The organism is Burkholderia mayonis (assembly GCF_001523745.2).
GTDB lineage: Bacteria > Pseudomonadota > Gammaproteobacteria > Burkholderiales > Burkholderiaceae > Burkholderia > Burkholderia mayonis.
The window spans coordinates 2,150,136-2,174,426 of record NZ_CP013386.1 but is presented as its reverse complement, the minus strand read 5'-3'; the positions used below and the strand labels follow the sequence as shown (position 1 = coordinate 2,174,426).

19 protein-coding genes and 1 pseudogene are annotated in these 24,291 nt (G+C 65.1%); 11 read left to right on the top strand and 9 right to left on the bottom strand.

Going from position 1 to position 24,291, the window contains the following annotated elements; translation table 11 throughout:
* Window positions 1-69 precede the first annotated feature (69 nt).
* Both rbfA and truB read left to right on the top strand, forming a co-directional pair.
* Window positions 70-438: a 30S ribosome-binding factor RbfA gene (rbfA, locus tag WS70_RS10710; RefSeq protein ID WP_059469559.1), complete on the top strand. Its 369-nt coding sequence runs from the start codon at window positions 70-72 to the stop codon at window positions 436-438.
* A 57-nt stretch (window positions 439-495) separates the two neighbouring features.
* Window positions 496-1,404, top strand: a complete 909-nt coding sequence (gene truB / locus WS70_RS10705) for a tRNA pseudouridine(55) synthase TruB (protein WP_418230153.1) — start codon at window positions 496-498, stop codon at window positions 1,402-1,404.
* A gap of 227 nt (window positions 1,405-1,631) precedes the next feature.
* On the opposite strand, the gene WS70_RS10700 is transcribed toward truB, so the two are convergent.
* From WS70_RS10700 to WS70_RS32835, 5 genes and pseudogenes are all read right to left on the bottom strand, one after another.
* Window positions 1,632-3,191 carry a DHA2 family efflux MFS transporter permease subunit gene (locus tag WS70_RS10700; RefSeq protein WP_059469557.1) on the bottom strand — a complete coding sequence of 520 codons (1,560 nt, stop codon included), beginning with the start codon at window positions 3,189-3,191 and terminating at the stop codon, window positions 1,632-1,634.
* A gap of 25 nt (window positions 3,192-3,216) precedes the next feature.
* The gene (locus WS70_RS10695) at window positions 3,217-4,437 is read right to left on the bottom strand and encodes an HlyD/EmrA/EmrK family protein (protein ID WP_059469556.1); all 1,221 of its coding nucleotides are present in this window, start codon (window positions 4,435-4,437) and stop codon (window positions 3,217-3,219) included.
* A gap of 62 nt (window positions 4,438-4,499) precedes the next feature.
* Window positions 4,500-5,996 (bottom strand): efflux transporter outer membrane subunit, encoded by a 1,497-nt coding sequence (locus WS70_RS10690; RefSeq protein WP_059469555.1) that lies wholly within the window; start codon window positions 5,994-5,996, stop codon window positions 4,500-4,502.
* A 99-nt stretch (window positions 5,997-6,095) separates the two neighbouring features.
* Entirely contained in the window at window positions 6,096-6,593 is a 498-nt protein-coding gene (locus WS70_RS10685; protein WP_059469554.1) for a MarR family winged helix-turn-helix transcriptional regulator, read from the bottom strand.
* A 199-nt stretch (window positions 6,594-6,792) separates the two neighbouring features.
* Window positions 6,793-6,931: pseudogene (locus tag WS70_RS32835) on the bottom strand (pyridoxal-dependent decarboxylase).
* Here WS70_RS32835 and typA point away from each other — a divergent pair.
* From typA to WS70_RS10650, 6 genes are all read left to right on the top strand, one after another.
* The gene (typA, locus tag WS70_RS10675) at window positions 6,884-8,710 is read left to right on the top strand and encodes a translational GTPase TypA (RefSeq protein WP_059469553.1); all 1,827 of its coding nucleotides are present in this window, start codon (window positions 6,884-6,886) and stop codon (window positions 8,708-8,710) included. The pseudogene WS70_RS32835 and the gene typA sit on opposite strands and share 48 nt — an antisense overlap.
* Window positions 8,711-9,191: 481 nt before the next feature.
* The gene (locus WS70_RS10670) at window positions 9,192-12,056 is read left to right on the top strand and encodes a 2-oxoglutarate dehydrogenase E1 component (protein WP_059597781.1); all 2,865 of its coding nucleotides are present in this window, start codon (window positions 9,192-9,194) and stop codon (window positions 12,054-12,056) included.
* A gap of 133 nt (window positions 12,057-12,189) precedes the next feature.
* Entirely contained in the window at window positions 12,190-13,461 is a 1,272-nt protein-coding gene (odhB, locus tag WS70_RS10665; RefSeq protein ID WP_059469551.1) for a 2-oxoglutarate dehydrogenase complex dihydrolipoyllysine-residue succinyltransferase, read from the top strand.
* A gap of 96 nt (window positions 13,462-13,557) precedes the next feature.
* On the top strand, window positions 13,558-14,988 hold the full coding sequence (lpdA, locus tag WS70_RS10660; RefSeq protein WP_059597780.1) for a dihydrolipoyl dehydrogenase: 1,431 nt from the start codon (window positions 13,558-13,560) through the stop codon (window positions 14,986-14,988).
* Window positions 14,989-15,094: 106 nt separating this feature from the next.
* Window positions 15,095-16,192 carry a cell division protein ZapE gene (zapE, locus tag WS70_RS10655; protein WP_059469582.1) on the top strand — a complete coding sequence of 366 codons (1,098 nt, stop codon included), beginning with the start codon at window positions 15,095-15,097 and terminating at the stop codon, window positions 16,190-16,192.
* Between the two features lie 196 nt (window positions 16,193-16,388).
* Window positions 16,389-16,796 (top strand): transposase, encoded by a 408-nt coding sequence (locus tag WS70_RS10650; RefSeq protein ID WP_059469549.1) that lies wholly within the window; start codon window positions 16,389-16,391, stop codon window positions 16,794-16,796.
* A 124-nt stretch (window positions 16,797-16,920) separates the two neighbouring features.
* Here the strand turns inward: WS70_RS10650 and WS70_RS10645 are convergent, their stop codons facing one another.
* The 4 genes from WS70_RS10645 to WS70_RS10625 all read right to left on the bottom strand — a co-directional run bounded on the left by WS70_RS10645 (window position 16,921) and on the right by WS70_RS10625 (window position 22,340).
* Entirely contained in the window at window positions 16,921-17,385 is a 465-nt protein-coding gene (locus tag WS70_RS10645; RefSeq protein ID WP_010104067.1) for a DUF2147 domain-containing protein, read from the bottom strand.
* A 218-nt stretch (window positions 17,386-17,603) separates the two neighbouring features.
* On the bottom strand, window positions 17,604-19,259 hold the full coding sequence (locus tag WS70_RS10635; RefSeq protein ID WP_197419202.1) for a ShlB/FhaC/HecB family hemolysin secretion/activation protein: 1,656 nt from the start codon (window positions 19,257-19,259) through the stop codon (window positions 17,604-17,606).
* A gap of 163 nt (window positions 19,260-19,422) precedes the next feature.
* Window positions 19,423-20,718 carry a collagen-like triple helix repeat-containing protein gene (locus tag WS70_RS10630; RefSeq protein ID WP_059597779.1) on the bottom strand — a complete coding sequence of 432 codons (1,296 nt, stop codon included), beginning with the start codon at window positions 20,716-20,718 and terminating at the stop codon, window positions 19,423-19,425.
* Between the two features lie 50 nt (window positions 20,719-20,768).
* Window positions 20,769-22,340, bottom strand: a complete 1,572-nt coding sequence (locus tag WS70_RS10625; RefSeq protein ID WP_059469546.1) for a collagen-like triple helix repeat-containing protein — start codon at window positions 22,338-22,340, stop codon at window positions 20,769-20,771.
* 634 nt (window positions 22,341-22,974) lie between these two features.
* On the opposite strand from WS70_RS10625, the gene WS70_RS10620 reads away from it, so the two are divergent.
* From WS70_RS10620 to WS70_RS10610, 3 genes are all read left to right on the top strand, one after another.
* A complete protein-coding gene (locus WS70_RS10620; protein WP_162498962.1) occupies window positions 22,975-23,172 on the top strand; it encodes a Flp family type IVb pilin in 198 nt (65 codons plus the stop codon).
* 82 nt (window positions 23,173-23,254) lie between these two features.
* A complete protein-coding gene (locus tag WS70_RS10615) occupies window positions 23,255-23,755 on the top strand; it encodes an A24 family peptidase (protein ID WP_059469544.1) in 501 nt (166 codons plus the stop codon).
* Complete coding sequence (locus tag WS70_RS10610; protein WP_059469543.1) at window positions 23,752-24,219, top strand: TadE/TadG family type IV pilus assembly protein; 468 nt, start codon at window positions 23,752-23,754, stop codon at window positions 24,217-24,219. Before WS70_RS10615 ends, WS70_RS10610 begins: the two co-directional genes overlap by 4 nt.
* The last annotated feature ends 72 nt before the right edge of the window (window positions 24,220-24,291 follow it).

The following is a 24,291-nucleotide window of genomic DNA, read 5'->3' as shown; positions in this document are numbered from 1 at the left end:
GGGCCCGTCCCGCCCATTTTCATGAATGGTGTCGCGCGCAGCGCCGATCAACCGGATGACGGATTTATCATGTCTAAAAAACGCAGTTCTCCCAATCGCAACGTGCAGATCGCCGATCAGATCCAGCGTGATCTGTCGGAGCTCATCATGCGCGAAGTCAAGGACCCGCGCATCGGGATCGTCACGATCCAGTCGGTCGAGCTCACGCCCGACTACGCGCACGCGAAGATCTATTTCACCGCGCTCACGGGCAATCCCGCGGACACGCAGGACGCGCTCAATCACGCGGCCGGCCATCTGCACAATCTGCTCTTCAAGCGCCTGCACATTCATACGGTGCCGACGCTCCATTTCCATTACGACCAGACGATCGAGAAGGCCGTCGCGATGTCGCGCCTCATCGAAGAGGCAAACGCGACGCGTGCGAAGGACGACTGAGCATCGCACGAGCCCTTGCGCGTAGACCACATGACGACTGTTTCGCCTCGCCCCCGGATTCCGCGCCGCGCGCTCGACGGCGTGCTGCTGCTCGACAAGCCGGTTGGGCTTTCGAGCAACGATGCGCTGATGCGCGCCAAGCGCCTGTATCTTGCGAAGAAAGCGGGCCACACGGGCACGCTCGATCCGCTGGCATCGGGACTGCTGCCGCTTTGCTTCGGCGAAGCGACGAAGTTCTCGCAGGATCTGCTCGACGCCGACAAGACCTATGAAGCGACGATGCGCCTCGGCGTCCGCACGACGACAGGCGACGCAGAAGGCGATGTGCTCGACACGCGCGACGTGGCGTGCGACGAGGCCGCGGTTGCTGCGACGCTCGCGCGTTTCATCGGCGATATCGTGCAAGTGCCGCCGATGTACTCGGCGTTGAAGCGCGATGGCAAGCCGCTATACGAATATGCGCGTGCCGGTCAGACGGTCGAGCGCGAAGGGCGCACGGTGACGATTCGCTCGCTCGAGCTCCTGTCGTGTGCGCTGCCCGACGTGACGTTTCGCGTCACGTGCAGCAAGGGCACCTATGTGCGCACGCTCGCCGAGGACATCGGCGAAGCACTCGGCTGCGGCGCGCATCTGACGATGCTGCGCCGTACCGGTGTCGGGTCGCTCTCGCTCGAGCATGCGGTGACGCTCGATGCGCTCGACGCCGCGACGCAAGACGAGCGCGACGCGCGGCTCGCGCCGGTCGACGCGCTGCTGTCGACCTTCCCGCTCGTGAAGCTCGACGCGGCGCTCACGAAGCGTTTCCTGCACGGCCAGCGCCTGAAGCTCGCCGAACTGGCCGCGCGGCCCGATACGGACGAAGGCGCGCGCGTGCGCGTTTACGACGGCGACGATCGGCTGCTTGGCGTCGCGCGTGCGGTAGAAGGGGTGCTCGCGCCGGAACGGCTCGTCGTAACGGGCGAGTAGTCGTTGAGGCGGGTAGTGGTTGGGGAGGCCAGCATCGCCCCGCACACATGCAAGTCGATGTGCGATGCCGTGGGCCGATGATGGATACGCCGTCGCGCCACGCGGCATGCAGGGACGCAGCGCGCGCGATGTCGGCGTGATCGATTCGTCATTGTCAGCTAAGCAAAACGCTCGGCTCGAAGGCCGGGCGTTTTGCTTGGTGCGGCGCAAGCGGTGCGAGGCGTCGCTCAGTGCGCGGCCGACGCCGCCGCGCCCGAATCGCCGCTTCCCGCACGCTCGGGCTTCGTGATCCAGATGAGCGCGATCAGCAGCACGAAGATCGCGGCCGAGATGTAAAACAGGTCGTTCACGCCCAACTGCGCGGCCTGCTGCGTCGCGAGGTTGTTGATGAGCCCGTGCGCCTGCTCCCGCGTGAGGCCGAGCTGGCCCATCTGCGTGACCGCTTGATTGAACGTCGGGTTGTACGGATTCGCTTGTTCGACGAGCTGCGCGTGGTGGAAGTTGTTCCGGTGGTCCCACGCGGTCTGGAAGATCGACGTCCCGATGCCGCCGCACATGATCCGCACGAAGTTGGACAGACCCGACGCCGCCGGAATCCGGTGGCCGGGCAGGCCGGACAGCGTAATCGATACGAGCGGAATGAAGAAGCCCGCCATCGCGATGCCTTGCACGAAGGTCGGCGCCATCAGCGACCATTCGTCGACGCCCGTCGTGTAGCGTGAGCGCATCCAGAAGCACAGTGCGAACGTCAGGAACGCGGCCGTCGCGATGTAGCGCGGATCGGTGCGCGACAGAAACTTGCCCGTGAGCGGCGACAGCAGGATCGCGAAAAAGCCGACGGGCGCCATCACGAGCCCCGCGTCGGTCGCCGTGTAGCCGATCTGCGTTTGCAGCCATAGTGGCAGCAGCACGAGATTGCCGAAGTAGAGCCCGTAGCCGACCGACAGCGCGATCGTGCCGCCCGTGAAGTTGCGCATCCGGAACAGCGACAGATCGACGACCGGATGCTCGGCCGTCAATTCCCAGACGACGAAGAACGCAAACGCGATCAGTGCGGTGAGCGCGAGCACGACGATCGTCGTCGACGAAAACCAGTCGAGATCCTTGCCCTTGTCGAGCATGATCTGCAGCGAGCCGACCCAGATCACGAGGAGCGCGAGCCCGACGCCATCGATCGGCGCGCGGCGGACGGCAGACTCGCGGCTGCGATAGATCATCCACGTGACGGCCGCGGCGGCGAAGCCGACCGGAATGTTCACGTAGAAGATCCATGGCCACGAGTAATTGTCCGAGATCCAGCCGCCGAGAATCGGGCCGGCCACGGGCGCAATCAGCGTCGTCATTGACCACAGCGCGAGCGCCATCGGCGCTTTCGCGCGCGGATAGCTCGACAGCAGCAGCGCTTGCGACAGCGGGATCATCGGCCCGGCGACCGCGCCTTGCAGCACGCGCGACGCAAGCAGGAACGGCAGCGTCGGCGCAAGGCCGCACATCCACGACGAGATCACGAACAGGATGATCGACGCGAGGAAGAGGCGCACCTGGCCGAAGCGCTCGGTGAGCCAGCCCGTGAGCGGCACCGAGATCGCGTTCGCGACCGCGAACGACGTGATGACCCAAGTGCCCTGGTCGGACGACACGCCGAGGTCGCCCGAGATCGTCGGGATCGCGACGTTGGCAATCGACGTGTCGAGCACGTTCATGAACACGGCGAGCGATACCGCGATCGTGCCGAGTATGAGCTGTCCGCCGGTGAGCGGAGGAAGGGGAGCTTGTGGCTGTGCCATGCTTCGTGGTCCGGCCGAAAGGCGCTTACATCAGGTTCGACGTGCGGCCGGCGACCTTCGAGGCCGGCGTCGGCCCGCCCGAGCCGCCCGAGTTCGCCGCGATGATGCGCGCGATCTCCGCATTCGCTTCGTCGCCGTACTTCGCGAACACGTCGGTCTCGTACACGGTGTTCTGCACGTTGCCGAGCTGGTTGCCGCTTTCGTCCTTGATGTCGACGTCGACTTGCATCGACAGGCCGATCCGCAGCGGATGATCCTTCAGATCCTTCGGATCGAGCTCGACGCGCACGGGCAGACGCTGGACGACCTTGATCCAGTTGCCCGTCGCGTTCTGCGCCGGCAGCAGCGAGAACGCGGCGCCCGTGCCGGCCGAGAAGCCGATCACCTTGCCGTGGTACTTGACCGACGAGCCGTAGATGTCGGCCGTCAGCTCGACGGGCTGGCCGATCCGCATGTGCTTCAACTGCACTTCCTTGAAGTTCGCGTCGACCCACACGGCGGAGAGCGGTACGACCGACATCAGCGGCGTGCCCGGCGACACGCGCTGTCCGACCTGCACCGAGCGCTTCGCGACATAGCCGGTGACGGGCGCGGGCAGCGTGTTGCGCGCGTTGCTCAGGTACGCGTCGCGGACCTTCGCGGCGGAGGCGAGCACGTTCGGATGATCGGCGATCGTCGTGTTCGCGGTGAGCGCGCGATTCGACGCGAGCTGCTGTTCGGCGGCGTCGAGCGATGCCTGTGCGGCCTTCACCGCATCGCGCGCGTGCGAGATTTCTTCCTGCGACACGGCGCCCGTCTGCGCGACGGCGAGCCGGCGGCGCAGGTCGTCCTGTGCCTTCGACAGGTCCGACTGGCGCAGTGCGACCTGCGCGCGGTACTGGTCGTCGTTGACATAGAGGCCGCGCACCTGGCGCACCGTCTGCGCGAGGTTTGCCTCGGCCTGTTGCAGCGCGACTTGCGAATCGGCCGGGTCGAGCACGACGAGCGGGTCGCCTGCCTTCACGGTCTGCGTGTCGTCCGCCTTCACCGCGATCACGGTGCCCGTCACCTGCGGCGTGATCTGCACGACATTGCCGTTCACATAGGCGTCGTCGGTGGATTCGTGGAAGCGCGCGACGAGCAGGTAATAGAGGCCGTAGGCGATCGCGGCGATCGCGATCACCGCGACGAGCAGCGTCATCATCCGCTTGCGCTTGCCGTTGCTCTGCGGCTGCGCGGTCGCTGCGTTTTGTTGAGGGTCGCTCATGGCGAGTTTCTCCGTCTTCTATCTAAGGCGATTAAAGCGAGGGTCCGGATGGGTCCGGGAATTCAGTTCGACGCGTGCTGCGCGGAGGCGTCCGGCGTCGACGCGGGGGCGGGCGCGGCGAGCCGCGTGCCGGTCGCGTCGAAGCCGCCGCCGAGCGCTTTCACGAGGCCGATCTGCAGGTCGCGGCGGCGCATCTTCAGGTTCGTCACCATCTGCTCGGCGGCGAGCCGGTTGCTGTCCGCATTCAATACCTGCAGTTGCGGCGACAGGCCCGCCTTGTAGCGGATCACCGCGAGCTCGTATGCACGCGTCGACGCGTCGAGCGCGCGCTGCGCGTCGCCCATCTGCGTGTCGATCGAGCGGATCGACGCGACTTGCGTCGCGACGTCGTTCAGTGCATTGATCAGCGCCTGGTTGTAGTTCGCGACGGACAGATCGAAGTCGGCGTAGCGGCCCTTCAGCTGCGCGCGCAACGCGCCGCCGTCGAAGATCGGCAGATGGATCGCCGGACCGAATTGCGCCTGGCGGCTCGCGAAGTTCAGGAATTTGCCCCAGCCGAACGCATCGAAGCCGAAGCCCGCCGCGAGGTTGATGTCCGGGAAGAACTCGGCTTTCGCTTCCTTCACGTCGTGCATTGCAGCCTCGACCTGCCAGCGCGCGGCGACGATGTCCGGGCGGCGCGACACGAGATCGGCGGGCAGGTTGTCCGGCAGCGCGACCACGCTGCCCGGGCTCAGCACGGGCGCCGCGATTTTCAGCCCGCGGTCGGGGCCCTTGCCGAGCAGCGCGGCGAGCTGATAGCGCACGTTCGTGATCTGGCCGTCGAGATCGGACAGCGTCGACTGGCTCGTCGCGATGTTGCCGCGCGCGGTCTGGCGCTCGACGTTGGTGTCGAGGCCCGCGCCGACGCGGCCGTCGGTGATCTTGCCGACTGTCTGCCGGTTCGAGATCTCGTGCTCGGCGATGTCGCGCAGCGCGTAGAGCTGCGCGAGCTGGTTGTAGGTGCGCGCGACCGACGTCGCGAGCGTCACGCGCGCCTGCTGCATGTCGGCTTCGGCGGCCTTTTCCTGCGACACGGCCGAATGCAGGCGCGCGCGGTTCTTGCCCCACAGGTCGAGCTCCCAGGACGCGCTCGCGAGCGCGTTGTTCTCGCTGTACCACTGGCCGCCGTACGGCGGCGGGAAGAGGGCGTTGCCCGAGTACAGCTCGCGAGTCCACGAATACTTCGCGTCCGCCTGCGGCAGGAGCGTCGAGCGCGACGTCTCGATGTACGACGACGCCTTCGCGATTCGCGCCTGCGCTTGCGCGATCGTCGGATTGCCTTCGAGCGCTTCGTCGATCAGCTTCGGCAACTGCGGGTCGTCGAACTGGTTCGCCCAGTCGAGCGACGGCCACCGGCCGCCTTGCGCCGGCAGGCTCTGCGCGCTTTCGAACTGCGTCGCGGGGGCCATTGCCTTGTCGCTCTTGATGCCGAAATAGTTCGCGCATCCCGCGAGCGCGAGCGCGGCGACCGCGACGGCCGTGGCGGTCCGGCAGGCGGACAACGGGAAGGTTTTCATCGCTGGGTATCCTGACTCGGAATCTGACTCGGAATGAATAGTGGACACTGCAAGGATTTCCTTACATTTATCTGTCTGAATTACTTGTTGTGGCAATATTTACGACGGGCTTCCGCCCGTACCCGGACATTCGCCCGAATTGACGAGAATGCGACGCAGCATGCTTTTGAGGAAGCCGACTTCCTCGGGCGTGAAGCCGTCGAGCACCTGATCGAGCACGCTGCGGAAGATTGCCGGCATGCGCCTCGTGAGTTCGCGTCCCTCGTCGGTCAGTTCGAGCCGCACGACGCGCCGGTCCTCGCTGCTGCGCACCCGTTGCAGCAGGCCGCGCTTCTCGACGCGGTCGAGCAGGCGCGTGATCGCGCTGGCGTCGATGCCGTACTCGCGCGCGAGCTCGGCCGCCGTCGAGCATTTGCCGACGGCGAGCATGAACAGCATGGTCGCCTGCGTGCCAGTGATGCCGAGCTCCGTCTGCGTGCGCTGCGTGACCATGTTCGTCATCAGCGATTTCACGCGCGACATCAGATAGCCGACGCTGTCGTTGATCTGGTACAGGGACAGATCCAGATCATGCTGTGAAGAAGAGGGATCCGACATAAATTCTCTGAGGCTGCAATAGTTGACTAGGCAGCAGTATAGGCGCGATTAGTTGCTGCGGCAAATGTTAATTGAAGCTCGATTTGGATGCAGAACTGCAAAAATGGCCCTGACGCGAGTGGGCCCTTCGGCGACCGGGCGCATGGTGGCGCCGATGCCTCATCGCAACGGGCGGCTCAGCTTGCGACATCTTGACGTGCTATAATTTCAGGCTTTCCAAGCTGCAAACCGCGCGCGCATCGGGCAACGGTGCGCGCGCATTTGCGCGTTCCATCCGTTTTCAGGTTTCTATGACCCGCGCCCTTCGCAACATCGCCATCATCGCCCACGTCGACCACGGCAAGACGACGCTCGTCGACCAACTGCTTCGCCAGTCCGGCACCTTTCGCGAGAACCAGCAGGTCGCCGAGCGGGTGATGGATTCGAACGACATCGAAAAGGAGCGCGGGATCACGATTCTCGCGAAGAACTGCGCGGTCGAGTACGACGGCACGCACATCAACATCGTCGACACGCCGGGACACGCGGACTTCGGCGGTGAAGTGGAGCGCGTGCTGTCGATGGTCGACTCGGTGCTCCTCCTCGTCGACGCGGTCGAAGGCCCGATGCCGCAGACCCGCTTCGTGACGAAGAAGGCGCTCGCGCTCGGTCTCAAGCCGATCGTCGTCGTCAACAAGATCGACCGTCCGGGCGCGCGGATCGACTGGGTGATCAACCAGACGTTCGACTTGTTCGACAAGCTCGGCGCGACCGAAGAGCAGCTCGATTTTCCGATCGTCTACGCGTCGGGCCTGAACGGCTACGCATCGCTCGATCCGGCCGCGCGCGACGGCGACATGCGTCCGCTGTTCGAGGCGATCCTCGAGCACGTGCCGGTGCGTCCGGCCGATCCGGACGCACCGCTGCAGTTGCAGATCACGTCGCTCGACTATTCGACGTACGTCGGCCGGATCGGCGTCGGCCGCATCACGCGCGGGCGCATCAAGCCCGGCATGCCGGTCGTGATGCGCTTCGGCCCGGAAGGCGACGTGCTGAGCCGCAAGATCAACCAGGTGCTGTCGTTCGAGGGGCTCGAGCGCGTGCAGGTCGAGTCGGCCGAGGCGGGCGACATCGTGCTCATCAACGGCATCGAGGACGTCGGCATCGGCGCGACGATCTGCGCGGTCGACACGCCTGAGGCGCTGCCGATGATCACCGTCGACGAGCCGACGCTGACGATGAACTTCCTCGTCAATTCGTCGCCGCTCGCGGGCCGCGAAGGCAAGTTCGTGACGAGCCGCCAGATCCGCGACCGCCTGATGAAGGAACTGAACCACAACGTCGCGCTGCGCGTGAAGGACACGGGCGACGAAACGGTGTTCGAAGTGTCGGGCCGCGGCGAGCTGCACCTGACGATCCTGGTCGAGAACATGCGCCGCGAAGGCTACGAGCTCGCGGTGTCGCGTCCGCGCGTCGTGATGCAGGAAGTCGACGGCGTCAAGCACGAACCGTACGAACTCCTGACGGTCGACCTCGAAGACGAGCATCAGGGCGGCGTGATGGAGGAACTCGGCCGCCGCAAGGGCGAGATGCTCGACATGGTGTCGGACGGGCGCGGCCGCACGCGTCTCGAATACCGGATTCCGGCGCGCGGCCTGATCGGCTTCCAGGGCGAATTCCTCACGCTCACGCGCGGCACGGGCCTGATGAGCCACATCTTCGATGCGTACGCGCCGGTCAGGGAAGGTTCGGTCGGCGAGCGCCGCAACGGCGTGCTGATCTCGCAGGACGACGGCGCGGCGGTTGCCTATGCGCTGTGGAAGCTGCAGGATCGCGGCCGCATGTTCGTGAAGCCGGGCGACGCGCTCTATGAGGGCATGATCATCGGCATCCACAGCCGCGACAACGACCTGGTCGTGAACCCGATCAAGGGCAAGCAGCTGACCAACGTGCGCGCGTCGGGCACCGACGAAGCGGTGCGCCTCGTGCCGCCGATCCAGATGTCGCTCGAATACGCGGTCGAGTTCATCGACGACGACGAGCTCGTCGAGGTGACGCCGCAATCGATCCGCCTGCGCAAGCGTCACCTGAAGGAGCACGAGCGTCGCCGCGCGAGCCGCGAGGCCGAAGCCGGCTGAACGTTCGCCGGGCGTTGTCCGCGCGTCGCACCGCCTCCTCCGCGACGCATCGAAAGAGCCGCCTTCGGGCGTAATGCCGTTCAGTTAAGATCAAAAAGGCTGCTCCGATTAATACCGGAGCGGCCTTTTTCCTTGGTTCTGCAAGGCTAGGCCGCTGCGAACCGCGCTTAACTGAACGGCATTACGCCTTCGGGCGGCTTTTTCGCATGCGCGGAAAGAGGGTGGGCGCGCCGTTTGAAAAACAGTGTTGCATGCCGTCGCCGGAATGATCGCGAACCGCGCGAAAGCCCGTCGGGACGGGCTTTCAGGGTGCTATCGCCGTGCTCGCCGCAGGGTTTTCTGTGATATGCTGCGCGCACGCAAGTTTTAGGTCCTTCCAAGCAAGACTTGATTCGCGCAATCCGCTAAACGGTCAGGCCGTGTCGCGGAAGGTTGAGTAACCCGCTATTTCTCGAGAAGCTCGAAGAAAGGTGAGCGTCAAATGTCAGATGTAATGAAGCAGTTCCAGCTGAACTCGTATTTGTTCGGCGGCAACGCTTCGTATGTTGAAGAACTGTACGAAGCCTATTTGGATAATCCGGCGTCGGTGCCGGAAAACTGGCGCGAATATTTCGACGCACTGCAAAATGTTCCCGCGACCGACGGTTCCAACGCGAGCGACGTGGCCCACAATCCGATCGTCGAATCGTTCGCGCAGCGCGCGAAGGCCAATGCTTTCATCCCGCGCGAAAGCGGCGGCAACCTCGCTACCGCTCGCAAGCAAGTTCACGTTCAGTCGCTCATCAGCGCTTATCGCTTCCTCGGCTCGCAATGGGCCAATCTCGATCCCCTGAAGCGCCGCGAGCGTCCCGCGATTCCCGAGCTGGAACCCGCGTTCTACGATTTCTCCGAAGCCGACCTCGACCAGACGTTCAGCGCGAGCAACCTGTATTTCGGTTTCGAGCAGGCATCGCTGCGCGACATCGTCAAGGGTCTGCGCGACACGTACTGCGGCACGATCGGCGCGGAGTTCATGTACATCGGCGACCCTGAGCAGAAGCGCTGGTGGCAGGATCGCCTCGAGACGATCCGCGCGACGCCGAACTTCTCGGCTGACAAGAAGAAGCACATCCTGAACCGCCTGACGGCCGCCGAAGGCCTCGAGCGCTACCTGCACACGAAGTACGTCGGCCAGAAGCGCTTCTCGCTCGAAGGCGGCGAGAGCTTCATCGCGTCGATGGACGAAGTCGTTCAGCACGCGGGCTCGAAGGGCGTACAGGAAATCGTCATCGGCATGGCGCACCGCGGCCGTCTGAACGTGCTCGTGAACACGCTCGGCAAGATGCCGGCCGATCTCTTCGCCGAATTCGAAGGCAAGCACGTCGACGATCTGCCTGCAGGCGACGTGAAGTATCACAAGGGCTTCTCGTCGGACGTCTCGACGGAAGGCGGCCCGGTTCACCTGTCGCTCGCGTTCAACCCGTCGCACCTCGAAATCGTCAACCCGGTGGTCGAAGGTTCCGCGAAGGCGCGGATGGACCGCCGCGGCGACGCCGACGGTCTGCAAGTGCTGCCCGTGCAGATCCACGGCGACGCGGCGTTCGCGGGCCAGGGCGTCGTGATGGAAACGCTGAACCTCGCGCAGACGCGCGGCTACGGCACGCACGGCACGCTGCACATCGTCATCAACAACCAGATCGGCTTCACGACGTCGGACCCGCGCGATTCGCGCTCGACGCTGTACTGTACCGACGTCGTCAAGATGATCGAGGCGCCGGTGCTGCACGTGAACGGCGACGATCCGGAAGCGGTCGTGCTCGCGACGCGGATCGCGATCGACTACCGGATGCAGTTCCACAAGGATGTCGTGATCGACATCGTCTGCTTCCGCAAGCTCGGCCACAACGAGCAGGACACGCCTGCCGTCACGCAGCCGCTGATGTACAAGAAGATCGCGCAGCACCCGGGCACCCGTGCGCTGTACGCAGAGAAGCTCGTCCAGCAGGGCGTGATCACGGCTGAAGAAGGCGACGGCTTCGTGAAGGCGTACCGCAAGGCGATGGACGACGGCCATCACACGGTCGATCCGGTGCTGTCGAACTACAAGAGCAAGTACGCGGTCGACTGGATGCCGTTCCTGAACCGCAAGTGGACTGACGCGGCCGACACCGCGGTGCCGCTCGCCGAGCTGAAGCGCCTCGGCGAACGCATCACGACGGTGCCCGAGAACTTCAAGGTCCACCCGCTCGTCGAGCGCGTGATCAACGACCGTCGCGCGATGGCGCGCGGCGAGCAGCCGCTCGACTGGGGCATGGGCGAGCACCTCGCGTTCGCATCGCTCGTCGCGTCGGGCTACGCCGTGCGACTGACCGGCCAGGACTCGGGCCGCGGCACGTTCACCCACCGTCACGCGGTGCTGCACGACCAGAACCGCGAGCGCTGGAACGACGGCACCTACGTGCCGCTGCAGAACATCGCCGAAGGCCAGGCGAAGTTCACGGTGATCGACTCGGTGCTGTCGGAAGAGGCGGTGCTGGGCTTCGAATACGGCTACTCGACCGCCGAGCCGAACACGCTCGTCGCGTGGGAAGCGCAGTTCGGCGACTTCGTCAACGGCGCGCAGGTCGTGATCGACCAGTTCATCTCGTCGGGCGAAGTGAAGTGGGGCCGCGTGTCGGGTCTGACGATGCTGCTGCCGCACGGCTACGAAGGCCAGGGTCCGGAGCACTCGTCGACTCGCATCGAGCGTTTCCTGCAGCTCTGCGCGGATCACAACATGCAAGTGGTGCAGCCGACGACGCCGGCGCAGATTTTCCATCTGCTGCGCCGTCAGATGATCCGCCTGTTCCGCAAGCCGCTCGTCGTGGCGACGCCGAAGTCGCTGCTGCGCCACAAGGAAGCGGTGTCGGACCTGTCGGAGCTGGCGAAGGGCTCGTTCCAGCCGGTGCTGGGCGAAATCGACGGCGGCATCGACGCGAAGAAGGTCAAGCGCGTGCTGATCTGTTCGGGCCGCGTGTACTACGACCTCGTCGCGCATCGCCGCGAAGCGAAGGCGAACGACGTCGCGATCGTCCGGATCGAGCAGCTCTATCCGTTCGCGCACAAGCAGTTTGAAGCGGAGATGAAGAAGTTCGAGAATGCGACGGAAGTGGTCTGGGTGCAGGACGAGCCGCAAAATCAGGGGCCGTGGTTCTACGTCGAACACCACCTGAAGGAAGGTATGAAGGAAGGGCAGAAGCTCGCGTACAGCGGCCGCCCGGCTTCCGCCTCGCCGGCCGTCGGCTATTACGCGAAGCACTACGAGCAGCAGAAGGCCCTCATCGAAGGCGCATTCGGCCGCTTGAAGAGCGCATCGATCGCGAAATAAAGAGACGTAGCGAAGCGGGAAGGCGCGGTGCGCTTTCCCGCACGCTTTCGATCGCAGGCGCCGTGCGCCGCGACTCCCGACAGCGCGCGCAGACGTCTCGTCATTACCCAGATTAAGCATCCAGGAAATTCAAATGGCTATCGTAGAAGTCAAAGTCCCCCAGCTCTCCGAATCGGTTTCGGAAGCGACCATGCTGCAGTGGAAGAAGAAGCCCGGCGAAGCCGTCGCGCAAGACGAAATCCTGATCGAGCTCGAGACCGACAAGGTCGTCCTCGAAGTGCCGGCGCCCGCCGCGGGCGTGCTCGCGCAAGTGCTGCAGAACGATGGTGACACGGTCGTCGCCGACCAGCTGATCGCGACGATCGACACCGAAGCGAAGGCGGGCGCCGCCGCGGCTGCGGCAGGCGCCGCCGAAGTCCAGCCGGCAGCCGCGCCCGCTGCCGCACCGGCCGCGCAACCGGCTGCCGCCGCTGCGTCGAGCACGGCTGCCGCAGCACCGTCCGCCGCGAAGCTGATGGCCGAGAAGGGTCTCGCCGCAGGCGACGTCGCCGGCTCGGGCCGCGACGGCCGCATCACGAAGGGCGACGTGCTGTCCGCGGGCAGCGCGCCGAAGGCCGCTCCGGCCGCCGCGCGGGCGTTGGCCGCCGCGAAGCCGGCGCTGCCGGAAGTGAAGGTGCCGGCGTCGGCGACGACGTGGCTCAACGACCGTCCGGAACAGCGCGTGCCGATGTCGCGTCTGCGCGCGCGCATCGCCGAGCGTCTGCTCGAGTCGCAGCAGACGAACGCGATCCTGACGACGTTCAACGAAGTGAACATGCAGCCTGTCATGGACCTGCGTGCGAAGTACAAGGACAAGTTCGAGAAGGAACACGGCGTGAAGCTCGGCTTCATGTCGTTCTTCGTGAAGGCCGCGGTCCACGCGCTGAAGAAGTTCCCGCTCGTGAATGCGTCGATCGACGGTAACGACATCGTCTACCACGGCTACTTCGACATCGGCATCGCGGTCGGTTCGCCGCGCGGCCTCGTCGTGCCGATCCTGCGCAACGCGGATCAGCTGAGCCTCGCCGAGATCGAGAAGAAGATCGCCGAATTCGGCCAGAAGGCGAAGGACGGCAAGCTGTCGATCGACGAAATGACGGGCGGTACGTTCTCGATCTCGAACGGCGGCGTGTTCGGCTCGATGCTGTCGACCCCGATCATCAACCCGCCGCAGTCGGCAATCCTCGGCGTGCATGCGACGAAGGAGCGCCCGGTCGTCGAGAACGGCCAGATCGTGATCCGTCCGATCAACTACCTCGCGCTGTCGTACGACCACCGGATCATCGACGGCCGCGAAGCGGTGCTGTCGCTCGTCGCGATGAAGGACGCGCTCGAAGATCCGGCGCGCCTGCTGCTCGACCTGTAAGCACGCTTTTACCGCATCGAACCGCTGCGGCGAGCCGCGCGGGCGCCCCTTCCCGGGCGCCCGTTCGGCGCGCCGCAGCCAAATCAAAGGATTGTCATGTCGAAGGAATTTGACGTCGTCGTGATCGGCGCCGGCCCTGGCGGCTACATCGCGGCGATCCGCGCCGCGCAGTTGGGCAAAACGGTTGCCTGCATCGAAAAATGGAAGAACCCGGCGGGCGCGCTGAAGTTGGGCGGCACGTGCCTGAACGTTGGCTGCATCCCGTCGAAGGCGCTCCTCGCCTCGTCGGAAGAGTTCGAGAAGGCGTCGCATCACCTCGCCGACCACGGCATCAGCGTCGGCGACGTGAAGATGGACGTCGCGAAGATGATCGGCCGCAAGGATGCGATCGTCGAGAAGATGACGGGCGGAATCGAGTTCCTGTTCAAGAAGAACAAGATCACGTGGCTGAAGGGCCACGGCAAGTTCACCGGCAAGACCGACGCCGGCGTGCAGATCGAAGTGAGCGGCGAAGGCGAAACCGAAATCGTCACCGCGAAGAACGTGATCATCGCGACGGGCTCGAAGGCACGCCATCTGCCGAACGTGCCGGTCGACAACAAGATCGTCGCGGACAACGAAGGCGCGCTGACGTTCGATGCGGTGCCGAAGAAGCTCGCCGTGATCGGCGCGGGCGTGATCGGCCTCGAGCTCGGCTCGGTGTGGCGTCGCCTCGGCGCCGAAGTGACGGTGCTCGAAGCGCTGCCGGCATTCCTCGGCGCGGCCGACGAAGCGCTCGCCAAGGAAGCGGCGAAGCTGTTCAAGAAGCAGGGCCTCGACATCAACCTCGGCGTGAAGATCGACGAAGTGAAGGCGGGCGCGAGCGGCGTGTCGATCGCGTACACGGACAAGGACGGCAGCGCGAAGACGCTCGAAGCGGATCGCCTGATCGTGTCGATCGGCCGCGTGCCGAACACCGACAACCTCGGCCTCGAAGCGATCGGCCTGAAGGCGAACGAGCGCGGCTTCATCGACGTCGACGACCACTGCCGCACCGCGGTGCCGAACGTCTACGCGATCGGCGACGTCGTGCGCGGCCCGATGCTCGCGCACAAGGCAGAAGACGAAGGCGTGCTCGTCGCGGAAGTGATCGACGGCCAAAAGCCGCACATCGACTACAACTGCATTCCGTGGGTGATCTACACCGAGCCGGAAATCGCGTGGGTCGGCAAGACCGAGCAGCAACTGAAGGCGGAAGGCCGCGAGATCAAGTCGGGCAAGTTCCCGTTCTCGATCAACGGCCGCGCGCTCGGCATGGGCCGTTCGGACGGTTTCGTGAAGATGATCGCCGACGCGAAGACGGACGAACTGCTCGGCGTGCACGTGATCTCGCCGAACGCGTCGGACTTGATCGCCGAAGCCGTGGTCGCGATGGAATTCAAGGCGGCGTCGGAAGACATCGCCCGGATCTGCCATCCGCACCCGTCGTTGTCCGAAGTGATGCGCGAAGCGGCGCTCGCCGTCGACAAGCGCTCGCTCAACAGCTAAGCGCGAAAACGCAGCACCGCGCGCCGGCCGTCGCGGCCGGCGTCGCAGTTTCTCGGCGAAGGCGGGCGGGGTTTCCCGCTCGCCTTCGTTTTTGCCGGTTTGCATGATGAACGTCACCGAATACTACGAGCACGAGCTGAAGACGCGCGGCTATCAGTCCGATGCCGCGCAGCGCGCCGCGGTCGAACGCCTGCAGCGCTGTTATGGCGAATGGGTCGCCTACAAGGCGCGTCGCTCGAATGCGTTCAAGAAACTCGTCATTCGCCCGGATCTGCCGCGCGGCGTCTACATGTGGGGCGGCGTCGGGCGCGGCAAGAGCTTCCTGATGGACAGCTTCTATGCGGTCGTGCCGGTGCAGCGCAAGACGCGGCTGCATTTCCACGAATTCATGCGCGAAGTGCATCGCGAGCTCGAGGAGCTCAAAGGGCAGGCCGATCCGCTCGACGAGCTCGCGCGCCGCATCGCGAAGCGCTATCGGCTCATCTGCTTCGACGAATTTCACGTGTCGGACATCGCCGATGCGATGATCCTGTACCGGCTGCTCGACCGGCTGTTTTTGAATGGCGTGCAGTTCGTGATGACGTCCAATTACGATCCGGACGATCTGTACCCCGACGGATTGCATCGCGACCGCATGCTGCCGGCGATCGCGCTCTTGAAGGACAAGCTCGACGTGCTGAACGTCGACGCAGGCATCGACTACCGGCAGCGCACGCTCACGCAGGTGCGGATGTATCACACGCCGCTCGGCGCGGAAGCCGATCGCGCGCTGCGCCATGCGTTCGCGCAGCTCGCCGCGGTGCCCGACGAGAGCCCGATCCTGCACATCGAAAAGCGCGAGATCAAGGCGCTGCGCCGCGCGGACGGCGTCGTCTGGTTCGATTTCGCGACGCTCTGCGGCGGCCCGCGCTCGCAGAACGACTATCTCGAGCTCGCGAGCCGCTTCCATGCGATCGTGCTGTCCGAGGTGCCGCAGATGTCGCCGCGGATGGCGTCCGAGGCGCGCCGCTTCACGTGGCTCATCGACGTGCTGTACGACCACAAGGTCAAGCTGCTGATGTCGGCCGCGGTGCCCGCAGAGGATCTGTACATCGAAGGACCGATGGCGAACGAATTCAGCCGGACGGTCTCGCGCATCGTCGAAATGCAGTCGAAGGAGTATCTCGAGACGCCGCGACGCCTGATCGATACGTCGCTGACCTGATCCGACCCGACTGGCCGACGGTTGCATATTGCACGGCGCGAACCCCGAACGACCCGACCCGAATTCGAAAAAGCACGCCAGACGGTTAACTTCGGTTAATTCGGTATTAACTATTCTTAAATCGGCATGCGCGTCGTATCCAATGCCGATTCGTCTCGATATCGTTGCGTCATGTTCTTCACGAACGGAGAGACACATGACGCCGTATCGCGATATCAATGATGAGGAGTGGCAGCGCGTCGCTCCGTTGCTGCCCGAGCTGCGTCCGCGCAAGGAGTTGCGCGGCAGGCCGCTCGCGGATACGCGCGCGGTGCTGAACGGCGTGCTGTGGGTGATTTACAGCGGCGCGAACTGGTCGGCGATGCCGCGCCGTTTTCCCGCGTATCAGACGTGTCATCGCCGCTTCAAGGCGTGGCACGACTCAGGCGCGTTGAAGCGCGTGCTGGTCGAGCTGTTCGGCGCAGAAAGCGACGATCTGAGCGAGCTGATGGCGATGCGCATGCGGACGCATACGCGCTCGAAAGCGGCGGAAGCGCGCAGCGGCGGAGCGTCGACGACATCGACCGCGCCTCGCCGCGATCGCGCGCTCGAGCACATGATCTGACGCGACGCGCGCATGAAAAAACCGGCCTGGCGGAAATGCACAGGCCGGTTTTGTTTTGCCGCCAGCGTTCGCGAAACGCAGAACGCGAGCGTCGACAAGCCGCGCTTGTCGACGTCAAACGGGCTTATTGCGCAGCGCGCATCCAGGTCTGCGAGCGACCGAGCAGCGACACGCCGATGTAGCCGCGCACGACGAGCTTCTGGCCGCCTTCTTCGAGCTTCATCTTGCATTTGTAGACCTTGCCGTTTTCCGGGTCGAGGATGTTGCCGCCGTCCCAGCCGTCGCCTTCCTTCTTCATCGCCTTGATGATCGTCATGCCCTTGATCAGCTGATCCTTGCGTTCGTCGGTGCACGCGGTGCAGCGGCGATCCGGCGTGTCGTTCTCGCCGAGGCCCTTGAGAACCTTGCCCGACAGCTCGCCGCTCGAGTCTTCGCTGATTTGCACGAGCGCCTTCGGCTTGCCCGTGTGGTCGTCGATCGTCTGCCACGTGCCGATCGGGCTGTCCGCTTGAGCGAATGCGCTCGCAGCGCATGCGAGGAGCGCGCCTGCAACGGTGATCGAGCGCAGTGAACGGGTCATTTGAAACATGTCTTCCTCCTTGGATCGCACAATGTCATTTTCATCGGGCTCGCGGGCCGTTTGCGTCGAACGGCGATGCGTGCGAGCTTCGCGCAGAATACGTGAATCCGCGCGCCGCGTTTGATACAAGTGCTTCTAATCGACGTGAAGATGTGAAGTGAAAACGGAAGCGGCCCGTCGCATGACGGGCCGCGTGCGCGAAGCGAAGCGGGAAGGGCGCGAGCGCGTCAGTAGAGCTGATAGGAGAACGACGCATTCACGCGCGGGCTGCGCGATGCGCTCTCGATCGGCGAGTCGCCGACGGGCTTCGCGATCGACACGTCGAGGTTGTAGAAGCGGCTGTCGGTCAAGCGCACGCCGAGCCCGACCGACGACAGCCTGCGCGGCACCGGCGTGCCCGAATGCAGATACACGCGCGCCATGTCGTATACGACGTATGGCGTGATGTTCTTCAGATACGTGAAGCCCGGCGCGAATGCGCGATTGAGCTCGAGCGACGCGCCCCAGCCGGAATCCCCAGACGTCTCGCCCGGCTGATAGCCGAGCGCGAAGCGCTGCGCGCCGAACGAGATCTGCTCGGTGGTCGGCAACGAATCGGGGCTGTACTGGCCGGTGAGCTGCACGGTCGAGCCGATCTTGAACGGCCACTCATTCGTCTGCACGAACGTCGCGCCCGTGCGCACGAACGTCGTCGATGCTGGATTCGTCGCGGTGACGCCGGGAATGTTCGTGATGCCCGATTTCGACGCGCCGAGAATGTCGAACGCCTTCGCGACGTTGAAGCTCAGCTTCTGGACCTGCTTCGGCTGCACGCTCGTGTAGTCGAGCTGCATCTGCAGCACGCGCACTTGCGAGCGCGTGCCGATCATCGCACCCGTGATCTGGTTCTGGTAGCGATCTTCGCTGTGCGACGCGTAGCCCGACACCGTGCCGAGCAGGCTGCGCTGGTTGCTCAGCATCAGCGGATAGGATGCGGACAGGCCGAGCTTGTCGTTGATGACGGTGCGCTGGACGTTCGGCAGCACCGTCTGGTCGACCGACGGATTGCCACGGTAGTGACTCGCGTCGAGACGTGTGACGAGGCCGTTGCTGCCGATCGGCACGGCGCCGTTGAACGACACGTACGTCTGGTTGTTCGGGCCTTTCGGGAAGAGGGCGGAGATGCTCATCTGCTCGCCGAGCGAGGTGAGGCCGTTCTCGGTCACCGTAAAGAGCCCCTGCAAGCCGGGGTTGTTCGTGTTGAGCCCCGCGCTTACGTTGAACGGCTTGCGATCGACGTTGAGCTCGAGCGTCGTCGCGCCGTCGGTGTTCTGCGGCGGCGGCACGTTCGCCTTCACCGTGACGCCGGGCAAGAGGCCGAACGTGTTCACATAGCGCTCGAACGTCGCGCGGCGCAGCGGCCGGTCGTCCATGATGTGCGCGGCGATCGCGCGGACCTTCGGCTCCATCGCGCCGGGCCGGCCGGTGATCTTCACGTTCGCGACGTAGCCTTCGACGACCGTCACGCGCACGACGCCGCCTTCGAACGTCTGCGCGGGGATGAACGCGAACGACAGTGCGTAGCCGCGCGCCTGATACAGCTTCGTCACGCCGTTCGCCATTTCGATCAACTGGCCGATCGTGATGTCCTTGCCGACGAGCGGTGTGAAGCGCTGCGAGATCTCTTCGAACGGAATCGACTTGACGCCTTCGACCTGGAACGAAGTCGGCGTCAGATGGCGGGCGAGCAGCGCCTGCACCTGGACTTCCTGCGGCGCGACCTGCACGGTCACGCTCGGCCGCTGCGGCGTGTTGATTTGCGGCAGCGATTCGAGCGGGTTGCCGCCCGACCGGCTTTGCGCGTGCGCGGCGCCGGCGGCCGCAACGAGCGCGAGCAACAGCATCCAAGATTCGTGTCTGGATTTCATTGTGATTCCTCGTGGGCCTCTTTGTGCTTGTGATCTTCTAATGCAGATGCGCGGCATATCGCGCGCCGCGCATCGTGGTCTTCCGTTGTTCCAATCCGATTGCGCGCTCCCCGCCGGAGGGGGCGCGCAGTGCTTCGTATCACTTACTAATGCTGCCCAGCGTCCCGAGGGTGTTCGTCACCGGTGCGAGGAGCCCGGTCGAGCTGCCCGTCGACGAGGTCGCGCTGCCCGTGAGCGACGTGATGGGGGCGAGCGGATTCGTGCCGCCGCTCGATCCCGTCGCGCCCGTGAGCGCGCCCGTGACAGTATTCAGCAAACCGGTAACGGGCGCGAGCGGGTTTGTACTACCACCCGTGCCGCCGCTCACGAGGCTCGTGACCGGTGCGAGCGGATTGCTCGCGCCGCCGGACGTGGCGCTCCCGCCGAGTGCGCCTCCGCCGAGGCTCGACAACACGCCGCTCAGCGGGTTGCTAAGCGTGGAGCCCGAGCCCGAACCGGTGGCGACCGTTGCCGTCGAGCCGCCGACGAGACTCGTGATGAGACCCGGGATCGGCGCCGCTCCGTTCGGTGCGGCGGGATTGACGAGGCCGCCCGTGTTCGTCACGGTGTTGCCGACCGACGACACGAGCTGGCCGACGTCGCCGACGAGCGGCTGCGACGACGTACCCGCGATCTGATGGCCGGCCGAGCTGATCGCGCCGCCGACTTGCTGCAGCAGGCCCGACACCGGCTGGCCGACGCCCGTCGTCGTGCCGACCGTCTGAGTGACCTGGCCCGCCGTGATGACGAGCGGCGTCACGGCCGAGCTGATCGGCTGCGTGATCTGCTGGACGGGACCTGTCGACAGCGCGTTGCCGAGCATCGTGCCGGCCGCGTTCACGCCGTTCGCCGCCGTCGCGAGCGCGCCTGCGACGGGCGTCGTGACGGGCGAAAGCGGTGCGAGCGGGCCCGTGCCGACAGCCTGCACGGTCTGGCTGAGACCTTGCACGGTGTTGCTCGCCGCGCTCACGACGTTGCCGAGGCCGGCGACCGTCGTGCCGACCGGATTCTGCGTCGAGCCTATCTGGCCGAGGCCGTTGCTCACCGCGTCCGCCGCGGCGTTGAGGATGCCGCCCGTGCTGCCGACCGTCGCGCCGACGCCTTGCGTGACGCCGCTGCCGAGGCCCGGCACGCTCGTCGAGCCGATCGTGTTGCCGAGATCGGTCGCGGTCTTGCCGAGCGTGTTGACGACGCCGGACGTGCCGGTCGCGGTCGGCGTCGGGTTATTCGGGTTGGTCGGCGTCGTCTTGCCGCCGCTGCCGCTGTCGCCCGCGGACGGTGGCGCGGCGATGTCGCTGCCGCCGCACGCGGCGAGTACGCACGCGGTCGCGAGCGCGGTGAGCGGAACGCGCCAGGCCGCAAGCGCGGACGACGGAACGAAACGTTGCTGATTCATGATGCTGCTCCTCGCTGTCTTTTTTGATGCTGGGTGGGCGCCGGCCCGGTTTACTTCTTGATGCCGCCGAGCAGGCCGCCGACGAGCGACGTGACGGGCGACAGCAGGTTGGTCGACCCGCTCGTGCCGCTGCTCGTGCCGGTCAGTGGCGCGGTGAGGCTCGCGACAGGGTTCGTCGCGGCGGTCGTCGAGCTCGTCGTCGGCGCGGTCGTCGCGCCGCCGAGTGCGCCCGTCGCGGTCGACACGAGGTTCGTGACCGGGGCGAGCGGGCTCGTCGACGTCGTGCCGCCGGTGGCGCCCGCGAGCGCGCCCGTGACGGTCGACACGAGGCCGGTGACGGGGGCGAGCGGGTTGCTCGACGTCGTGCCGCCGGTGGCACCCGTGAGCGCGCCCGTGACGGTCGACACGAGGCCGGTGACGGGGGCGAGCGGATTGCTCGTCGACGTGCCGCCTGCTGCGCCCGTGAGCGCGCCCGTCACCGTCGACACGACGTTCGTCAGCGGAGCGAGCGGAGTGCCCGAGGTCGCTCCGCCGACGCCGCTCAGCGTGCCCGTCAGGCTGCCGACCGCGGCTGTGATCGGCGCGAGCGGATTCGTCGAGCCGGTGCCGCCCGTCAGCAGGCCGCCGACCGACGTGATCGTGTTGCCGGTTGCCGACACCGTCTGGCCGAGGCTCGTCGTGACCGGATTGCTGCCCGTCTTCGTGATCAGCGCGCCGGCCTGGTTCAGGCCGCCGCCGATCGTGCCGAGCAGCGTGTTGACGGGCGCGCCGAGGCCCGTCACGTTGCCGACCGTTTGCGTCGTGCCCGTGACCATCGACGTGATCGGCGTGATCGCCGAGCTGACCGTTTGCGTCAGTTGCTGGACGGGGCCCGTCGACAGTGCGGTGGTGAGCGTCGTGCCGCCTGCGGTGATTGCGTTGCCGAGCGTGCTGACCGCACCGCCGAGCGGCGACGTGAGGGGCGACAGCGGCGCGAGCGGGCCCGTGCCGAGGCTCGTGACGAGGTTGCCCGTTTGCGTGACGGCGCCGCCCAGCTGGCTGACCACGCCGCCCGTGCTTGCGACGGTCGTGCCGATCGGGTTCGTCGACGAGCCGAGCTGGCCGATGCCGCTCGTCACGCCCGTGCCAAGCGCGCTGACGGCGCCGCCGAGGTTCTGGACGATGCCGCCGAGCGCTTGCGTCGTCTGCGGGTTCGCGCCGGGCAGCGTCTGGCTGCCGACGACGGTACCGACACCCGACACGGTCGAGCCGACGCCGCCGATGATGCCGCCCGTGTTGCCGGCGATCGTACCGAGCGCATTGACGCTCGACGAGGTCGACGTGCCGCCGCCGGAAGTCGAGCCGCCGCCGGAAGTCGAGCCGCCGCCGGAAGTCGAGCCGCCGCCGGAAGTCGAGCCGCCGCCGGAAGTCGAGCCGCCGCTCGAACCCGAGCCGCTCGTGCCGCCCGAACCCGAACCGTCGCCCGTCGTGGAAATTGCGTTGCCGCTACTGGAGCCCGAGCCGTCGAGCCCCTTGCTGATCGAGCCGGAGCCGCCGCAAGCGGAGAGGGAGAGCATGGCTGCCACGGTGGCCGCGATCAAAGTCGTCCGGAGCGTGCCATGGGAAATCGTCTGGGTGTTCATATCGTCCTCGCATTGGTGTGTTGTCTGATCATTGGTGTGCTGCACTTGCGAGTGATTGCTCTGCAACTGGCGTGCCATTTCGCTGGACGAACTTTTCGGTGCGTGCAATGACTTCCCGCAAACCCTTGTCGGTAAAGGATTTGAGCGAGGCGGGACGTTGCTTGAAAAGGAGCGGGAGGTGCGCGCGGCGGCCGAGTTTTTATGCGTTCGTAACGTAACGCCACGCGCTTTGCGTTACGCGTGCGGCGTAACGTGCGCCCCATGCACGGGATGGGTCATCGATATTTGAATCGATCTTTTTGCCAATGAATTAGGTATATAGATCTAACCTATCGTAAGTCCTTATGTGTAAGGAGTACCGACAAGTCATAAAAATAAGCGTGCGCGCAGTCATGTTGTCTGATCAAAATTGACAAAAATGTGGAACAAAAAAAGGTTCAGATATAAGATTCGCTCGTGCACTAATTGTACGGCCTGGTACATCAGGGAATACGAGGAGGACGCCGCCGACATGAATGTTAACTTGTATCAAATTGTTAGAAACTCTTGAAAAAGGAGTTATAACGAAACCGCCCGATCCGACATTAAAGTCGAATGGCGGGGCAAGGTCGGCCGATAGCGAAAAGCAAGGCCAATGAGGACTCAAGGCACGAGGATCAACATGAAACAACTGATGAATCGCTTCCTCACGGAGGAGGCAGGGGTAACCGCGATCGAATACGGATTGATCGCGGGTCTCATCGCGGTGGCCATCGCGACGACGGTCGGCACGCTCGGTACCGACCTGAGCAACCTGTTCAGCACGATCGCCAGCAAATTGCCGGCGGCTTAACGTTTACTTCCAATTGCGCGTTACCACGAATTGCGGATTGCTTCGGCAATCCGCAACACGTCGCTGGGCGGCTGGGGCTGAAATGGTTCATTTATTCAGTATTGGGTTCTTTTTCGCCTGGACTGCGGCTGTTGCAATTGCTGATTGTCGCGATCGCCGTATTCCCAACGAATTGGTGTTCGTTGGTCTTGCTGCCGTTATCATTTTTACAGTCTGCCGACAAAATCCGTTCGAGACGACATTGGCCGGCGCATTGATCGGCGGGGTGGTCGGTCTCGTTTCCCTTTTTCCGTTTTTCGCACTGCGCGTGATGGGTGCTGCCGACGTCAAAGTATTCGCGGTGCTCGGCGCTTGGTGCGGCCTGTCGGTGCTGCCGTGGCTGTGGATCGTCGCGAGCATCGCAGCGGGCATTCACTCGCTCGGCCTCATGCTGCTGAGCCGCACGTCGTTCGGCACGCTCGGGCGTCACGGCGCGCCTGTGTTCGCGCTCGGCGCGCGCCGCTCCGCGCCTTATGCGGCGTTTCTCGCCGCGCCCGCCGCGGCATGGCTCGCCTATCTGGTTCATACCGGAGGCACGCGATGAAGCACGCGCTCGGACAGTTCCGGCCGCGGCGCTTCCAGCGCGGCGCGACCGCGATCGAATTCGCGATCCTGTTCCCCGTCTTCTTCATGGTCCTCTACGGGATCGTCACGTACGGCATGATCTTCGCCGCGCAGCAGAGCCTGACGCTCGCCGCGACGGAGGGCGCGCGCGCGGCGCTCAACTACCAGGTCGCGCAAACGCAGTCGGCGGCGCTCGGCCTGCGTGCAGCGGCCGCGTGCACGGCCGCGAGCAATCTGACGGGCTGGCTGACGGGCGCGACGTGCTCGACCTCGCAGAATTTCACCTGCTCGTACGACGCGACGATGTACTGCATCCAGGTGACGGTTACGTATCCGTATGCGGCCAATCCGCTCGTGCCGACAGTCGCGCTCTTCGACGCGGTGCTGCCGACGACGCTGACGAGCCAGGCGACGGTGCAGATCAACCCGACGAACATCATATGAACGTGATCGACTAGGCCGGGCCGCCGCGCCGCCAGCCGGTGCGGTTTTCTCCAACGACTTCTTTCGCCGCTG